This is a genomic window from Lysinibacillus sp. G4S2 (assembly GCF_030348505.1).
Lineage (GTDB): Bacteria > Bacillota > Bacilli > Bacillales_A > Planococcaceae > Lysinibacillus.
In genome coordinates, this window is the sequence record NZ_JAUCFJ010000002.1 from 2,857,504 (window position 1) to 2,874,730 (window position 17,227).

Consider the following 17,227-nt stretch of genomic DNA (forward strand, 5'->3'; position numbering starts at 1 on the left):
TGTTAAGAAAGCTTACTACTGTCGTTAAAACGATGACGTGGAATCGCCATCTCAATCCCAATCACTCCTAGGCGCAAGCATAGCCATGACGAAAACAACGTAACGTTTGTGCATGGCGAATCGTTTTCCCTTGGCAAATTGGACATGCTACTGAATAAGCACATACAGTAATAGGAAATACATTTGGTTCTTCATCAGATGAAAAAGAAACTTCGAAAAAAGATGGTAACGGTAATAGCATTTTAATAAACTTGGAATACAAAGTGAAAACTCCTCTCGTGGTTTGTCTGGACAACAATTACGATACGTGAGTTTTCGCTTTTTTTCTATAGTAAAATGTAAAATTATTGAATTAATAGAAAATCAACCACAAGTTTTGGTAAAGAGCCAATTAATTACCATGAAAAAATCCAATGATTTGTTATATCGATGAGTTCGCTTTATGCAAAGTTAACGATTGTGCAATCGTAAATTTTGTCATCTCCAACTGACTTACTAAAATGAAAAATCCCGATTATCAAATATATGATAATCGGGTATTTGTATAGTTCAAAATTATAAAAGTTCTTTACGTAAGTCAGCAGCTGATTTTGGTGATAACAGACCGAATGGGATATCGAATACTGTTTTTGCACCTTTATCTCCAGCTTGGCTTAAACGATGTGCCGCACGTGCATAGGCAACAAGAACACTTGACGTGAAGTTTGGATTACTTTCAAGTTTTAATGAGAATTCAAGAATTTGTTGATCGTTAGCGCCACTTTCACCACTACGAATGACGAATCCACCATGAGGCATACCTGTGTGGTTCGCTTTAAATTCCTCTTCAGAAATAAAGTTTACTGTTGTATCATACTCATCAAAATAGTTTGGCATTGTCACAATCTCTTGCTCAACTTTTACTGCATCTGCACCTTCCTCAAGTACAACCCAACATTCACGTGCATGTTTTTCACGTGTTGTCAGCTCAGGATTTTCACCGTTACGAACACGTTCTACAGCCTCTTTAATCGGTAATGTGTATTGTACAGCATTTTTAACACCTTCGATGCGTCGTACAGCATCTGAGTGACCTTGACTTAAACCATCTCCCCAGAATGTATAAGTTGTACCTACTGGTAGAACTGATTCCCCAAGTACACGATTTAATGAGAATAAACCCGGATCCCAGCCAACTGAAATGACTGATACTTTGCCAGATTTTTGTGCCGCTTCATCTACAGCTTCGAAAAACTCAGGAATTTTCGCATGTGTATCAAAACTATCAATTGTATTAAACCATTGTGCAAAGTGTGGTCCTTGCTCTGGTAAATCAGTTGCAGAGCCACCACATAAAATCATTACATCAATGTCATTTTGGAATTTTTCAGCATCATCCACTAAATACACGCTTGCATTACTTGCGATGTTTACAGTTGAAGGATCACGACGTGTGAATACAGCTACTAATTCCATATCTGGATTTTGTGAAATTGCATATTCCACTCCGCGCCCTAAATTTCCATAACCTACAATACCTACTCGAATTGAACTCATTAAAATTCCTCCTCACGATTACGTGACTATGTGAAGTCCTTCACGTTAAATCTACTTACAATAATACGTTGTGTTATAAAAATTCACAATAGTTTGAGTACGTGTTTTTTTCTAAAAATTATACAAATTTTCTATGATTTCTATTCGTCAAAGGCATGAATACGGTTACATATTACTAAATTGATTTACTAACCTTTAAGTTTTCGTAAAAGCCTTGTAAATGAAGACTTTTCTCACAACATGTCTTGTACAATAAAACTAACGACAAAGGGGGCATGTTGAATGAAAAGTAATTGTTACTCACCAAGCACAACATTGGAACAAGGAGAATTACTTGCTAGTCCATTCCGAAATGCACAAAAATCTGCTAAAGCTCATAGTACAAACACCGAAACTAAGGCAATGGTTAAAAGATTTTCACCTAACAAACACCAATGTATAGGCGTTATACCTTTTGGCGTTACGGAAGAAACCCTAGATCCATCCATACAAAAACAAAGAAGCAATGAGATTAACTCTTATCATAGCGGCAAAGAAATTGCGCGCTGGTTGATTAAAAAAAGTGAATATAATAAGGCTAGGACTGACTAAACCTGAAATACGTTTCCTTACTTCTTCAGCATAGGATCGAGGTTCCCTAGTCTTTTGCACTTTATTTGGACACTATCTTTATACAAAAAAGTTACATTTAACTTGTTTTTCGACATGTTTTAAGTTGGTGTAGAGCTAGAGATTCAAGATGCTTTATTGGTTTAAAAGGAGTAAAAACGGAGAATCAATATATATTATGAGATTTTTAGACTTGTTAGGAGATAGTAGCTTAAATCGATTATGACTCTGCATACTTGCATCTGGAGGCTTTAACTTATTTCAGCGAATGTTTGGACACCCACTGAAAAATAATTAAAACCTGAATTCATCTCATCTTCTATAGAGGTAAGAGACTTCTGTAACTGTGTTGCACTTACGTTACAAAACAACATTTGTAACTGACGTTTTGCTTTCGCTACAAAAACATATACTGAAAGAATTTATATCTGACTTGTTTACAAGAGAATAGAGCCGAAAAAACTCGCTATCAAGCTTTTTTCGGCATAACTTGTATTTTCAAAAACTATTAAAACATATTTTTCACATTTACGAAGTAAGTCACTTATTGTCATTTATCGATAATATTGACTCTTTTTTATTTCTTTTACTGATACTCTTATTTTCCAAAGCTCTTTAGCTAACTGAAATACTTCTTCATCATCGCCATCTTCAATTGCAATTTTCCTTGCTTTAAATAGAGCATTCGCAGTAGGTGATAGATCAGGACAATCTACTACCCACTTTTTATAATCTTCTTTAAATGGCTCACTATCACTCCAACGATAATCATGTTTTAAAAATGCAGCACCCACTGTATTTTTATTCAGCTCTTGTTTAAATCGGAAAAGTTCTTTCTCATCATTACCTAATAATACTATTTGCTTTCCATCCATAAAAACAAGTGAGATATCTTTCTTTTTAAAGTTCATTTCATCATTTCTAAGTTTTAAAATAATTTTGTCATCGTCTATTGTCATTTCTAAACTTTCATGAAAAGACCAAATAGTTAATGCGATTCCCGCAATCAAACCAAGAGCCATAGTGATGAAACCTACCCATGCTCCATGATAAGATGCAATAAAATTTAAAGGTCCTTGAAAAGGTACCCATGGTAAAGTACTAGCCCATTTAGCAATACTCGGAAGAAACCATCCTAGCACTAAACCGATAAGTGGGAAGCCAACCCACATTATAACTTTATCGGTTTTTGAAAAATTTAATATTGTATGATTATTACTCATTAAAGTCCACCCTTTTAAAATAAAACTCTAGTAATGGCTTTTCTTTATTTTGCCATGACATATAGTTGAATAACGCTAATAAAGTTGTTATTTAAAAACACCACACACTTTCTTCTATGACCCTCTCTAAAAATTTCTCCCGCGTATAGTTATTAATATGTAATTATGTTTAAAAATTACATCCCTCCAAAAACTTGTTGCCCCTACTTTTTTTCACCATTATAAACGTTTTTCACCAGACAATAGTAAATAATACCATCTATAGAGGTTGACCGTCAAAAAAAGGTTTTTGTTATTTCCCAATTACATTGTTTCCTTGAAATGAAACTTTGGACTGTTCATGTATTTGTTGTTTATGACCTTTAAAAGCTACTACATTCTTTCCTCACTGTATTTCCTGAGCCAATTCGGAAAGACGCTCTTCATTTATAATGTGATAGCCATTCTTTTTCTTTTCTAAAATTTGTTCTTCGCAAAATTGCGCAAGTACGTATAATAAATGTCGATAAGACACCCCTAAATATTCACAGATTTCAGTATGCTTTTCTTTATAGACTCCTTGATCTGACGATAATTGGATAAAGGCTGCAAGTCGATTTTCAAGTGGATATGCTTGATTTTGTGTATATTTAGAAGTCATATTTGTCGCCTTTTCCCCTAAAAACACACAGAGATTACGTAAAAAAAGCACATCGTTGAGTAATTTTTCTTTACACGACTGTTTAATAGAGTAACAAATCGTTTCGGTCAACGTTTGGATCCCCTTCGTATATCTCGCTTCATTTAGCAATTCAATTTCCCCCATAAAACGCGGTGCCTCTAGATACTCGATAAGCGAGACTTTACCGTTTTTATGCGTCATATATAGTTTCGTTTTTCCTTCGATCATGTAGTACAGCGTATCTGGAAATGATCCTTCTTTAAAAATCCATTCGCCTTTTTCAAATTTACATACTTCCAGAAATGGATCAATATCAAAGGAGAAAAAATCATCAATCGGATATTTTTCCAAATAGTTGGAACGTTCTTCAGCTGTCAGTATATGCATTTTTTACTCTCTCCTAAGATAAAATATGAGATATCTCACATTATTGTAGCGTTGAACGTGCTATTATTCAACATAGTTAATGGAGGTACGTAAAATTATGAACAATCAACGATGGCTTTCTCAAAATTTCTTTGCATTTTTTATTACATGGGGTATTTTCTTACCTTACTGGACAGGTTGGCTTGTAGATGTTAAACATCTTACAGTATCACAGGCAAGTGTTGTGATGGGCTGTGGTCTTTTAGCACGAGCTATTTCAAATCTTTTTTTCTTCCCGACTCTTGCAAAATATGTGCACAATAAGCGACTAATTAGCATACTAGCAATAGGTGCACTAATTACAACTTTCCTTTACATACCAAGCACAAGCTTCATCTCGCTTCTTATCGTTACCCTGTTATTTAACGTTTTTTATCCAGCTTTGCTACCTGCTGTTGAAAGTAGTGCAGCAACACTAGTACAGCATGGTCATGTACACTATGGTAAAAGCCGCTCATATGGCTCAGTTGGTTTTGTCATTGCGGTATTAATTATTAGTATGCTGACTGGTGTATTTGGTAAAAACGCTATCTATTGGAGTATGATCCTCAGCCTTATCGGAATGCTGTTAATGCAACAATTGGCTACACCAAAAGAGTTACTCGTTGTGCCAACAAAAGAACAACGTGCAAAATCGTTGTCGATGAAAACATTATGGAGTATTAAAGGCTTCCCTATTGTTTTATTAATCGTTACGCTATTGCAGGGCGCACATGCTTCTTATTACAGCTACGGCTATATTTATTTAGGTGATTTACATGTTGATCCATTCTATATGGGAATGATTATTAACATCGCCGTTATTTGCGAAATCATCTATTTTATGAAGGCAGATACACTATTTAAAAAATGGCGTTCATCTTCTTTATTACTTTTAGCTGCAAGTGGTTCTTCCTTACGTTGGTTACTGATTTACCTATTCCCTAATGTCTGGGTATTTATCGCCTCTCAAACATTGCACGCATTATCATTTGCACTCGCACATTTCGCTTTTATTGGCTATTTAACAAAAACATTGCCGAAGGAGCAAATTCCGAATGCACAAGGCCTTTACTCGGCATTAGCAATGGGATTAAGTACAGCTATCCTTACATTTTTAGGTGGCTATTTATACGAAATTTCGCCTGGACTATCATTTGCAGCAATGCTTATTTGTACTATTCCAGCAATCGGTATATTGCTTGCTACTAGAAATAAATATCAATATTAAAAAACAAGCAGGTGAAGACATTGGATCTTCACCTGCTTTTCTATATGCTCACCTTGGATAATAAGAAAATCCAGGATATTTTACAACCGGCCACTTTTCCTTTCTTAAAACATTGAGAAGTTCAGGACCAACATGTAAATTGCTCTTTACTATTTCAGCTGGAGTTAAAGCCATCCATTGATTTAACGAGACATCCTGAAATCTATCACTTTTAAACATTTCAAGGAACCATAATGTCTCAGTACCGGTATTCTCAATATAATGACCATTTGCAAACGGCACATAACCTACATCTCCTGCACGATAATCGAATGTTCTAGCCACACCGTTAGCTGCAAACACTGTCATACGACCTTTTCCTTGAAGATAATATTGCCATTCGTCGTTATTCGGATGCCAATGCATCTCTCGCATAGCACCGGGCTCAATTTCTACAAGTGCGGCTGCAATATTTTTGGAAATTGGAAAGTTTGTAGAATCCACAATTCTAACACTGCCACCAGGTGTTTTGATAGGAGTTTGTGTAAGTAGACGATGTTTGAAGGTTTGAGGGACTTTACCGTATGGGGATTGTACCTTCTGTGTGTCGATAGGTCCTGGAACTTTATCTTGATAAATATAGACCTGTTCTTTCGGGATTTGGTTAAAAGCGCTAATAGGGACGCCAAAATTGGAAGACAGCACATCTTTAGGAGTATGAGCAAACCAATCAGATATAGAAAATGTATTAAGATCTGAGAAATTTCCATCATCAAACACCAGTAGAAATTCACAGCCATCTTCAAGACCTTGTATGGAATGAGGAATTCCTGGTGGGAAATACCATAAGTCCCCCGGTCCTACATCAGCAATAAAATTATGTCCATTTTGATCAACAGCTGTAATGCGTGCATGACCAAGAAGCATATACGACCATTCTGCTTGTTGATGCCAATGAAGCTCACGTACTCCACCTGGTGTCAAACTCATATTGACCCCTGCCAATGTAGTAGCAATTGGCAATTCACGAGCAGTAATTTCCCGGGACCAACCGCCATGATTTAAGGTCATATACGTATCAGAAAAAGAGAACTTTAAATTAGGTACAAGTCCAGCATCTGTTATTGGAGGGACAAGCATATCAGGGTTTTCCAGATCCCTCATAACATCTCTTGGCCCTTTATCTACCCCTCCCGCCCCATCTTTCCGAATAGGCTGTGGAACATATGAATAGCCCTCTGGCATGTTCTCCAATGATTCACCTCTTCATAAAGAAATCGTTATTTAAATATGTATGGATTCTTTACTTGGATTATTCATTACTCGTTGTTAAAAAATAGAACCACCCAGAGTTGAAAAAACAATGACTTGTTTGTCTTTTAATACAATCTCTCGCTCTTTTTTCATCCCCATATTAATCGCTACTTTTTGAGATGCTGAATTGCCAATTTGAATAAGGGCTATTAACTTATTTAAAGATAATTCTTTTTCACCATAAGCTCTCAAAGCTTTCGCCACTTCTGTCGCATAACCCATCGCCCAAAAATTTGGTGCAATCCAGTAGCCTATTTCGATTTGTTCTTCCTCCATAATGCTTTGAGGCACAAGTCCTGCATGTCCAATTCGTTCGTTGGTTGCTTTTAGTTCAATTATTTTCAATCCATATGCTTCATTCTTTTCATAAGACTCAAAAATCCAATTTAAAAAACTTCTAGCTTGCTCTTCGTTACGAGTTTCGCCGCTTCCAATGTACTGCATCACCTGTTCATTTGATAACAGTGATTGTAATAAATCAAAATCCTCTTCTTTATAATCTCTAAGTTTCAATCTTTTAGTTTCTAACATGATTAACCTCACTTTCTAAAACTTTTATATTATTTCAGGTGTTGACCATTTTTATCCAGCCTTATTAATTAAAAAGCTCTGATTTCCGCAACAGGCTACAATTAGTTGAACATGGGGTATATTAGCAAAACACTCCTTTTATCATTCAATAATAAACCTATTTTTCCTAATCAACATGCCTGATATCATTTTCAAGAATATAATGAATAATTTCCCGTGATTTGACCACCAAGTACAGATAACAATCTTCTAGCCTCATCCGAACAAGAATACTCGAAATTATGTCTTTGGGCTAACATTTTGCTTGGCAGTAACGACAAAGGATAAACCCTTGTCGTTACTACCTTTTCATTTGAATCATTATTTATTGTATATACATTATTTTATACATTGTTGTCGTGCCAGCTTTTGCGGTTGGATAGAGTGTATAAAATCCTGTATAAATTGTTGAGGGGGTTTGATATAAAAAATAACAGCTGGACCTTTATGGAACAATAGCGTTCAAAACCTCTATATTTTGGTCACTATTAGTTTCTATTCGTTCATTATTAGGTGTTGTGACTGCTACTTCTTTATTAGTTTCTATTAGTTTTCTATTCACTTTAGAAGTTTGCTTTGATTGGGTTCAACTAAAGGGAAAAGCAAAGGAGGAATCATTTTATAGAGGAAGGTTTGACATCTGGTTCTAAACATGTTGGTGTTAATGGCTTTTTTACTGATAACCATGTAGCGTTATTCGAACATTAAGAGAGCGATTCTTTCGTTATCGACTTTGTAAATACTTACATATTCTTATAGACATATGGTTTTCATTCGATAAACTGATTATAAAACCATCTAAGGAGTTCTCACTATGCCACCGTTAATTTCAACCCTATTGTTTTACAGCACCACCATTTATTTCGTTTCCTTACTTTTATTTGTGTTTTTCAGAGTTATTGTTTTTAATTTTGCTTTAAAAGATATTAAACGCCCGTTAAGTATCGGATACGATATATCCCTATTTATCTTTACATCCGTTTGGTTATTGAGTTTACACATGAAGGATATTATTTATTACGGCTACGACTCCCCCGCATTATTTATAGCTGCATCGGCTTATGTATTTTCGATTTTCGACTTTATATACAATTATATTCTCTACAAAAAGAAAAAATCCACGAGTCCATAACTCGTGGATTTTTTACTCTTATCGAGAGTAAGGTACGAACGCAATATACGAATTCTTTGTAACCACCTGTCCCGATTTCGAATTACCATTACTATCTGTATAAGGTATTTGAGTAAACCGCGTTTCCACCCTCGCTCCACCTAAAGATTGAGCGATGAAAGTAACGTCCACTTTATCTCCGACTTTCGGCATAGGGAAATCTACAGTGGTACTCGTAATCGCCGTTGCGCCAAAATAAACAGTGAAAATCGTCCCTACAATTTTGAGTGAACCCAAAATTGTTGTTGCAGCAAGAACAATCTCCTGTTTAAGTTTTGCTTTTTCTACCGCAGCTTTATCATAAACAAATGGCTTTGCTTGAACTGACCCCGTCATTTTCACCGTTGGGTAAATTACATGCGAACCAATAGCTGGCATCAGATGTATTGAAGTATAAACAAGGCATTTGCTATGCAAAATCAAACCTTTTAGCAGCATTGTTACGTTCGCAAGGTATTCCAACAGGTTTCTGTTATCAACGATTAATGTTGTTTGATACCCCAGAAAAAGGATATTCGATTCACGCTATGAATGCTGTATATCTTAAATCCCATAATAAGTGGATACGATTAGATGCTCGTGGAAACAAAACTGGCGTTAATGCTCAGTTTTCAATAGATGAAGAAAAATTAGCTTTTCCAATTAACAAGGAACTTGGTGAAAAAGATTATTCTGTTATTTTTATAAAGCCAAACCACAAAACCATTGCTGTATTAAAGGAGCATACTGACGTATTGGAAATGTATGAGCACTATTTACCTGAAAGTCTATAACATGGCTTTAAGTAATTAACGCTTATCGTAATAATTTTGTAAAAAAACTCTATTTTTATCAAAATTTAAACAAAGTTTTTTAATTCTTTCATTTCAAACCATTTACTTTTATGAATCGGGAGCGTGTAATTGTTATCAAAGATCTCTGGAGTAAGAAAGGAACCATTAGCGATAGAAAGCTCTGACTGATCCCTTTCAGTTTTAGAATATTGAACGACCTTCTCTTTGTTGTATCTATTCTGCTATCACCAATATTCCAAACCTAGATGTTTGTTTGTTTAATACACTATCCCTCGCATGCTACAATTAATTTGTATTTCTTCTAAAGAAAGGATGTTTTTAATGAAAGAGTATTTTGTCAAACAAGCGAATTGTATTCTTCGCTATAACGACTTCCCAGGAAAAGAAATACCCGTTTTATTTATCCACGGACTTGGATGTGCGGGATCCTTTGATTATCCACAGGTGGCAACTTAGGAAGCACTAAAAAAACATCGTTGTATTATAGTGGACCTTTTAGGTTCTGGCTATAGCGACAAACCAGATGACTTCAATTACACAGTCAAAGATCATGCGGAATATCTTGCAGAATTTGTTACCTCCATCGGGTTAGAATCTTTTATTTTATTCGGTCACAGTTTAGGTGGAGCTGTAGCACTTTCTTTAGCAGAAAAATGCCTTGAACGTATTGATAAAATTATTTTAAGTGAAGCCAATTTAGACAAAAGTAGTGTTGGATCAACCAGCAAGTACATTGCTGATTGTGATATGCAAGAATTTCTGGAAAATGGTTTTAACGATTTGGTACAAGAAAGCCAAGAAAGTGGCAATCAAATGTGGGCAGCATCATTAGCTTTATGGTCACCTAGAGCAGCCTATCTCATTTCTAAATCAGCAGCAAATGGTGAAGAGCCATCGTGGAGAGAAATATTATACTCACTCGATTGCCCTAAAACATTTATCTTTGGCGAAAATTCACTACCTGATTCAGATATGCAAGTACTCGATGCACATGGTATTCATATCGAAATTGTAAAAAATGCAGGGCACTCCATGGCTTGGGAAAATCCAATAGGTTTGGCTAAAGCAATTGAAAACGGTATACAAAGAAAATGAGTATACATATAATTAGCTTTTAAGCATCTGATTAATGGCTTTGGTTAAATTAAATCAGGCCATTTTTCAACTTATAGACATGGCGTTTTAACAAAAGCCATCCTCAACATTTTGAGCGATGTATTAATCGAACTTGATTTGTGTTTAATCCTCATATTGTTGATTTTTTTATTCCCCAATTTACTCAGATAATTTATAATTCGAAGTAATGAAAGGGAAGATTTTCAATGAAAAACAGTTTTATATCGAAATTAAAAGCCTATGCAAAAAGTTTAAAACAAAATTTGTTTGTACTTTATCTGTCTTATAAAGATCCAAGAACCCCTTGGTATGCGAAGCTTTTGGCAATGTTCGTGGTTGCATATGCCTTTAGTCCAATAGATTTAATACCAGATTTTATTCCTGTTCTCGGATTTCTTGATGACCTGATAATTGTACCTTTGGGAATTATCCTCGCTTTAAAACTAATTCCACCACATGTGATAGAAGATAATAAAGAAGCCGCAGAAAAATTAAAACAAAACGGAAAACCAAAGAATTGGTTTGTTGGTGTGCTTTTTATTATTATTTGGATTATCTTTGCAGTTTGGATTAGTAACATTATTTTTCATCATATTTAAAATATGGCTCAAATATAATAACATTGTTGCATAGAAAGAAAACTAATTTTTTAGGAGGATTTTTATGTTCCAAACTTTAGACCATTTTTTGAAATCTTGGGAGTTTGAAGCTGGTGCTACACAGAAACTACTAAATAATTTAACTGATGAATCGCTTGAACAGGAAATAACTTCACAAAATTGGACTTTAGGACGTATTGCTTGGCATACTGTTACTGCTATTCGTATTATTACTTCGAATACAAACCTTACGTTCGAAGCCCCATCTAAAGATTATCCCGTTCCTACTTCAGCTCAGTTTATAACAGACAGCTATCACGAAGCTAGTAATGCTTTTGTACAGGCATTAAAAACACAATGGAATGACCATACAATGAATGAAAGTATTGAATTTATTGGTCAACAAATGCCAAATGGTTCATTATTGATGTTTTTGATTCAACATCAAAGCCACCATCGAGGACAAATGACCGTTCTTATGCGACAGGCAGGATTAATTGTTCCAGGTATTTATGGTCCAGCAAAAGAGGAATGGGCAAATTTTGGTATGGAAGCCCCACAAATGTAATCCAATAAAAAATTCCTATCTATATCTAAATATATTGAATCTATTTTGATTGATCTTCTTTCAAAATAGATTTTTTTGTTTCCTTGCCTAAAAAGGATTATATGAGATCTTTTTATCAAACTATATCGAGTTCATCTGCTATCTAAAATCGCTTGCAATTCTTCTTCACGTCTAACTGCATATGTTACATTTCCAGATAACTCAAAGGTCTTCTACTCTCTACCATGATTTCACATCACTTCCTGCGCAAAATTTTTCGATAATCGGAAAAATGTTATTGAAATACACATCCATTAAGGATTCCAACGTTACGGCAGATTTCCATGTACAATGGGTACCCCGCAAAAACAAACAGAAAAACGCTGAGGTATTTAGAATTTTCCTAAAAAACAGTCTATTCAATTTGCAATATGTTATAATTTTCCTAAGTGAAAAAGGAGGTACAAGTCCAATGGTAAAAAAATAAAAAAATAAAATGAGAAAATCTTAAAATATTTTATTGTCTTTAGAATAAACATGCAGATTTTCTCTTTCATTAATATCTAAAAAAATAGAGGAGAAATAACATGTTAAATAAATTAAGTGATACTATTTATTATTTATCAAATCAAGATGATAGAGAACGACCAGCATTAGGATTGGTGTGTGGTGACGAATATAGTCTAATTATAGATTCTGGCAATTCAACTCAACATGCTAAAGATTTTTTACTAGAAATTGAGAAACTAAATGTACCGCCTATCAAATATTTGGTCATTACACATGCGCATTGGGATCACTTCCTTGGTATGAATGAATTTGATGCAACTGTTATAGTTAATAGTCAAACTAACGAAATGTTAAAAGAATGGCAAAGTTATAAATTTGATGATAATTCACTGCAAAAGTATGTTAATACCAATCAGATGAGTGCTAAGTGTATGGAGATAATACAAGCTGATATACCAAACAGAGGCAGTTTTAAATTGAATTCTCCAGAGGTAATCTTTGAAAATACAATAACCATTGATTTAGGTAATAAAATTTGCATAATTGAAAGAATCAAAAGTACTCATACAGACGACTCTACAATTATTTATATTCCTGATGAAAAAGTTATTTTTTTAGGTGATTCTGCATATGGTACAACCACAAATTTTCTTTTTCATTTCAAGCAATCATTGTTATTTCCTATGATTAAAGACATTAAAAAATATGATGCTGAAATGTTTCTACTTGGTCATGAATCGATTTGTGATTCTAATGAAATGAACATTTATTGGGAAGAGTTAACAACCGCAAGTCGAGTTGTAAAATCCACCTCACTAGAAAATGCTATTGAGTGCTTTAAGGTAGAAAATAAAAGGGATCCTAATGATAATGAATTATTTTTCTTACAAGCATTTGTTAATGACCATATAGTTCAATCACAATAATTCTTAGTAGCCACTTCATTTAAAAATTTGATATGAAGTGGCTTTACTTAATATCATTCTGTACATTTAGTTTCAGTTAATCATCATACCTTTTTCTTTAACTTACAGAGAAATTCAAAAAAAATCATTTATTACAATAAATCGGAAAAGAGATTAATTTTTCTGAAGGGAGCTTTTAAATGTTTAGCAAACTATCCATTATTTTCGCAGTAATTGGTGCTGTACTAAAAAGAGAACAAGGAAAAGCCAAATTTTTGCCTGTTCTAACATTTTTCCTTTTTAGTTTCATCATTACTTGGAACGAACCATTTCAAATTGTAAGATTACTTACTTGGATGAAAAATTAATTGTTAGAAATGTAAAACAATATTATATAGTAAGTCACTCATTTTATTTTTCTAATGTAGTGACTTTTTTAATGCTCTATGTACAAAAAAGACCGAAATGATTAATTTATCTTGGTCATGATTTTTAAATTGCGGGTTTATGAATCCAATAATGCAAAGAATTTAAAATGAACTTTCCTGAAGGTACAGTTATTGGCAGGAGTACAATACTATAAATGACGCCCCATATCATTGAATCTTCTAAATTAAAAGTATTTAAATTACCGCGCAATATCATTTCACTAATTAAAATACCTAATGTGCCAATAAATAAGCTGACAATTAAAGCTGCAAAGAAACTAATCCACCACATTTTCTTATTAGAGATATTCTTTTGAGTAGATAGATAATATCCTATTATGGCCATGGATAGAATTATAGGGATAGAAAATGCTATATATAACCAATTTTCTCCCCGGTAGCTCATACGACCTCCAGCTAAAGTATCCCCTACATTAGAAAAAAAGTATGGAATAATAATTGAACAAAAAATGCCTATAGTCATTCCTTTTAAAGTACCTTGTGCTTTCATACAAACTTCTCCTTATAGGTTTACGTTTATGTCAATGAGTTTTAGTTGTAGCAGGTTTCAAAATAGTAACTGGAAATAATGCTATCCTACGCAAAAAAATCTTCATTACTAAAGAAATATGCTATACCATTAATATACATAATAAGGATATATTCCACTATACCATATTTTTTGATATATCCTACCCAAAATCAGTTCAAACTTTAAGCATTTCCCCTTGTGTAGTTTACCACCACTAGCACAGATAACAGCCTTTCCTAGGATTTCTCAAAATCCCCGTCTTCTGACTAACACTTTACTCTCTTAACCAATTCTGAATTATATGAATTTTAATAATTACATGTTTACCTTTTCTAACCTCAATATTTTCTCAATTAATGCTATTTAGAGGAAAAGTAGTAGTGATTGCATTTTCTGCTAAAATATTATGGTAAAATATTTCTTTATTCTATAATCATCAAGAAAGAAGGAAATATATGGAGCATACAAAAGATAAACCCAAAGAGACTAAGAAGAATTTTAGCCCAAAAGACGCTGTTTTTGTATTCACTTCTTTTACATTCATTTGTGTGGCTACCATTTTCGTTCTTATCGTTAATGATGTATTCACAATACAAAATTTCTTATCATTTAATCAGCCATTCAGATTGGTAATGAGCGTAGTTCTCGCTTCATTTAGTCTTCTTTTGTTTGGGGTAATTTTAACATTGTTTATTCCCTCGAAATATATTGATGAAACTAACAATAGCTATCAAGACTATTCGGTGTTAGGTATTGTTGCCTTTATGTTTATAGGGGCATTATTTGAAGAAATATTGTTTAGGGGAATAATTCAAAATTTGCTTCTTGTTTTTATAGAATCACAGTGGACTGCAATTATAATAACAACTTTATTATTCTTAGGGATTCATACTCAATACTTCAAAAAACCTATCATGCTAATAAATATAACTGTTCCAAGTCTAATTTTTGGGTGGATATATTTTGAAACAAACAATATTTTAGTACCATTTCTTGTACATTTTTTGTTGAATTTAGGAATGACACTATTATTCAAATACAATGTAATTAGCATTAAAAAGTAATTTTCTAATATTTTAAAGCGCTAACAAGTATTACCCCATTCTAAATCAAGGACGAGGTAATACTTGTTTATTTTTGACATTAGATATTTAACTACACTAGCAAATATAACAATAGCACCCGTTACTTAATTAATTTCTATCCTTAATTATAGATAGTCCTTTATGTGTCTATATACAATAAACGCTTATAAATTCCAAAATCACAAAACTTTCCATTTAGTTTTATTTATACTATTACCTCAAAATAATGTACCTTTAAATTTCTCTGGCTTTTTTACATAGCTTTCGATTATAAATCCACATTCTGTGCAAATAATGTATTCAATATCTGAACCTAAACTCATCTTATTTTCTGGATACATAACTCCATATCCACTTTGCTTGCCTCTCCCCAGTTCCTTCTCACCACATTTTGGACATTCTATTACTTTCGTAGAATTCTTCAATTTAAAACCCTCCCTTAATATATCTGAGCTAACTATTATTACGAATGAGCTGTAAATTGGTTCCATCTAATTCAACAGCTTCGTAATTGAATAATTGAGAGCTTCATGTCACTTTACAGATTGTATTCTTTATGTCGTTTTACAACCGCTTCAACACGCATTCATATAATATTTGCATGCCAACCTCCAACTCTTCATCCGTTGCATAAGCATATGATAATCGAATATGCTGGGTATCTTGCGGATCGTAAATATAGCCAGGGTTAATGAGGACTTGTCGCTGCAATAGTTGGGTAAATAACTCTTTATCAACGATTGGTTCATGAAACTTTAACCAAATATAAAAGCCACCTTTTGGCTGACTCCAGCTAGCAATTTCCGTAAATCTCTCATGCAATATCCCCTCAACAAAATTAGCTCTTCGTAATAATTCTTTTCGTAAACTCTTGATATGCTTTTCATACTTTCCAGATTGCAGCCAGTGTAGCACAATTTCCTGTGAAATCGCGCTTGAACCGTAATCCGTTTGCATTTTTATATCCGCTAACCGCTCAATCACTGTTGTCGGACCGATTAACCAGCCAATTCTAAGTCCTGGGCTTAATGTTTTCGATACACTCCCAATATATAGCACTTGCCCGCTGTCATCCATTGATTTTATGGGAGGCGTTGTCGCTTCAAAGAGCAATTCATGATAGACGTCATCCTCAATTATAGGGATGCGAGATTGTTTACACGCTTCATAAAGTTGCTTTTTTTCAAGCTCCGTCCACACCCCTCCAGTCGGATTGTTTAACGTAGGAACTGCATAAAACACAGCCTGTCTTTTTCTTTTCCTTTGGGCTAATGTTTGCGCGAGTTGTTCATCACGATCGATAGAAAGCATTTGCATCCCAACTGACTGGAAAGGGTGAACTGAATTTAAATAAGACGTCTGTTCCTGGAATACGATAGAACCCTGCTCAAGTAGTCCAACAGCAATGAGCTGCAACGCCTGAAGTGCACCAGATACAATACAAACATTTTGGGGCTTTGCATGGATCCCTCTTTTTTTCACATATTCGCAAATTGCTTCTCGCAGTCTATCACTACCCTGTGGCGATGAATAGCCTAAAGCTTTCGGCTGCAAAGTAAGCTCTTTCAATGATGCTTCAATTTCAGCAGTCGGCAATAAACTCGGTGCTAGCTCCCCAGTTCCTAACCGTATGACATCATCACGCTGCTCGTATTCATTGATTAATTGAATGGTATGATAATTCGGCTTATGAAAGCTCGTGTCAATATAGCTTTGCCAATTTGGCTGTGTTTGTGTAATTAATGAATGCCAGGAATTATGAGCTACATAAATGCCTGAACCTACCTTCGATTCTAATATTCCAGCTGCTTTTAACTCCTCTAAAGCCTGCTGAACAGTACTACGGTTTACCCCGAATTGCATAGCAAGCTGTCTTTGTGTGGGCAGCTTTGTGCCTGCCACCCAATCTCCTCGTTCTATATGCTCCGTAATCCATGCCACAATTTGTTGCTGTAATGACATTTCGCTCTGTCTAATTGGCTGCCAGTTCATTCATATCTCCTCTCCCCCCG

The 17,227-nt window shown here is 34.4% G+C and carries 17 protein-coding genes and 2 pseudogenes; 9 read left to right on the forward strand and 10 right to left on the reverse strand.

Features of this window, described 5'->3' with window-relative positions; translation table 11 throughout:
- Nucleotides 1-67: 67 nt before the first annotated feature.
- Nucleotides 68-262 (reverse strand): hypothetical protein, encoded by a 195-nt coding sequence (locus QUF91_RS14710; RefSeq protein ID WP_289418251.1) that lies wholly within the window; start codon nucleotides 260-262, stop codon nucleotides 68-70.
- Nucleotides 263-555: 293 nt separating this feature from the next.
- Complete coding sequence (locus QUF91_RS14715; RefSeq protein WP_289418252.1) at nucleotides 556-1,536, reverse strand: diaminopimelate dehydrogenase; 981 nt, start codon at nucleotides 1,534-1,536, stop codon at nucleotides 556-558.
- Between the two features lie 282 nt (nucleotides 1,537-1,818).
- Between QUF91_RS14715 and QUF91_RS14720 the strand changes: the two genes are divergently transcribed.
- Nucleotides 1,819-2,127 (forward strand): hypothetical protein, encoded by a 309-nt coding sequence (locus tag QUF91_RS14720; RefSeq protein WP_285399682.1) that lies wholly within the window; start codon nucleotides 1,819-1,821, stop codon nucleotides 2,125-2,127.
- A gap of 572 nt (nucleotides 2,128-2,699) precedes the next feature.
- Here QUF91_RS14720 and QUF91_RS14725 read toward each other — a convergent pair.
- Nucleotides 2,700-3,368 carry a YqeB family protein gene (locus QUF91_RS14725; protein ID WP_289418253.1) on the reverse strand — a complete coding sequence of 223 codons (669 nt, stop codon included), beginning with the start codon at nucleotides 3,366-3,368 and terminating at the stop codon, nucleotides 2,700-2,702.
- A 385-nt stretch (nucleotides 3,369-3,753) separates the two neighbouring features.
- Nucleotides 3,754-4,416, reverse strand: coding sequence for a transcriptional regulator YeiL (yeiL, locus tag QUF91_RS14730; protein ID WP_285399678.1), 663 nt, complete (start codon nucleotides 4,414-4,416; stop codon nucleotides 3,754-3,756).
- Between the two features lie 97 nt (nucleotides 4,417-4,513).
- Here yeiL and QUF91_RS14735 point away from each other — a divergent pair, with 97 nt between their 5' ends.
- Nucleotides 4,514-5,665, forward strand: a complete 1,152-nt coding sequence (locus QUF91_RS14735) for an MFS transporter (RefSeq protein ID WP_285399676.1) — start codon at nucleotides 4,514-4,516, stop codon at nucleotides 5,663-5,665.
- Between the two features lie 48 nt (nucleotides 5,666-5,713).
- Here QUF91_RS14735 and QUF91_RS14740 read toward each other — a convergent pair whose 3' ends face one another.
- From QUF91_RS14740 to QUF91_RS14750, 3 genes are all read right to left on the reverse strand, one after another.
- Complete coding sequence (locus QUF91_RS14740) at nucleotides 5,714-6,889, reverse strand: oxalate decarboxylase family bicupin (protein ID WP_289420080.1); 1,176 nt, start codon at nucleotides 6,887-6,889, stop codon at nucleotides 5,714-5,716.
- Nucleotides 6,890-6,973: 84 nt separating this feature from the next.
- Nucleotides 6,974-7,489 (reverse strand): GNAT family N-acetyltransferase, encoded by a 516-nt coding sequence (locus QUF91_RS14745; RefSeq protein WP_285399675.1) that lies wholly within the window; start codon nucleotides 7,487-7,489, stop codon nucleotides 6,974-6,976.
- A 1,189-nt stretch (nucleotides 7,490-8,678) separates the two neighbouring features.
- The gene (locus QUF91_RS14750) at nucleotides 8,679-9,035 is read right to left on the reverse strand and encodes a hypothetical protein (protein WP_289418256.1); all 357 of its coding nucleotides are present in this window, start codon (nucleotides 9,033-9,035) and stop codon (nucleotides 8,679-8,681) included.
- A 38-nt stretch (nucleotides 9,036-9,073) separates the two neighbouring features.
- Here QUF91_RS14750 and QUF91_RS14755 point away from each other — a divergent pair.
- From QUF91_RS14755 to QUF91_RS14780, 6 genes and pseudogenes are all read left to right on the forward strand, one after another.
- Nucleotides 9,074-9,472: pseudogene (locus QUF91_RS14755) on the forward strand (transglutaminase-like domain-containing protein); the annotation flags it as partial.
- Between the two features lie 495 nt (nucleotides 9,473-9,967).
- Nucleotides 9,968-10,588: pseudogene (locus QUF91_RS14760) on the forward strand (alpha/beta fold hydrolase); the annotation flags it as partial.
- Between the two features lie 227 nt (nucleotides 10,589-10,815).
- A complete protein-coding gene (locus tag QUF91_RS14765) occupies nucleotides 10,816-11,208 on the forward strand; it encodes a YkvA family protein (protein WP_285399670.1) in 393 nt (130 codons plus the stop codon).
- 64 nt (nucleotides 11,209-11,272) lie between these two features.
- Complete coding sequence (locus tag QUF91_RS14770) at nucleotides 11,273-11,776, forward strand: DinB family protein (RefSeq protein ID WP_289418258.1); 504 nt, start codon at nucleotides 11,273-11,275, stop codon at nucleotides 11,774-11,776.
- A gap of 566 nt (nucleotides 11,777-12,342) precedes the next feature.
- Nucleotides 12,343-13,191, forward strand: a complete 849-nt coding sequence (locus tag QUF91_RS14775; protein WP_289418260.1) for an MBL fold metallo-hydrolase — start codon at nucleotides 12,343-12,345, stop codon at nucleotides 13,189-13,191.
- A gap of 179 nt (nucleotides 13,192-13,370) precedes the next feature.
- Nucleotides 13,371-13,538 carry a hypothetical protein gene (locus QUF91_RS14780; protein WP_289418262.1) on the forward strand — a complete coding sequence of 56 codons (168 nt, stop codon included), beginning with the start codon at nucleotides 13,371-13,373 and terminating at the stop codon, nucleotides 13,536-13,538.
- 124 nt (nucleotides 13,539-13,662) lie between these two features.
- On the opposite strand, the gene QUF91_RS14785 is transcribed toward QUF91_RS14780, so the two are convergent.
- Entirely contained in the window at nucleotides 13,663-14,109 is a 447-nt protein-coding gene (locus tag QUF91_RS14785) for a hypothetical protein (RefSeq protein WP_289418263.1), read from the reverse strand.
- 476 nt (nucleotides 14,110-14,585) lie between these two features.
- Here QUF91_RS14785 and QUF91_RS14790 point away from each other — a divergent pair, with 476 nt between their 5' ends.
- On the forward strand, nucleotides 14,586-15,194 hold the full coding sequence (locus QUF91_RS14790) for a CPBP family intramembrane glutamic endopeptidase (protein WP_289418265.1): 609 nt from the start codon (nucleotides 14,586-14,588) through the stop codon (nucleotides 15,192-15,194).
- A gap of 239 nt (nucleotides 15,195-15,433) precedes the next feature.
- Here the strand turns inward: QUF91_RS14790 and QUF91_RS14795 are convergent, their stop codons facing one another.
- On the reverse strand, nucleotides 15,434-15,640 hold the full coding sequence (locus QUF91_RS14795) for a zinc ribbon domain-containing protein (RefSeq protein WP_285399696.1): 207 nt from the start codon (nucleotides 15,638-15,640) through the stop codon (nucleotides 15,434-15,436).
- A 139-nt stretch (nucleotides 15,641-15,779) separates the two neighbouring features.
- Nucleotides 15,780-17,207 (reverse strand): aminotransferase-like domain-containing protein, encoded by a 1,428-nt coding sequence (locus QUF91_RS14800; protein WP_289418266.1) that lies wholly within the window; start codon nucleotides 17,205-17,207, stop codon nucleotides 15,780-15,782.
- Nucleotides 17,208-17,227: the final 20 nt, after the last annotated feature.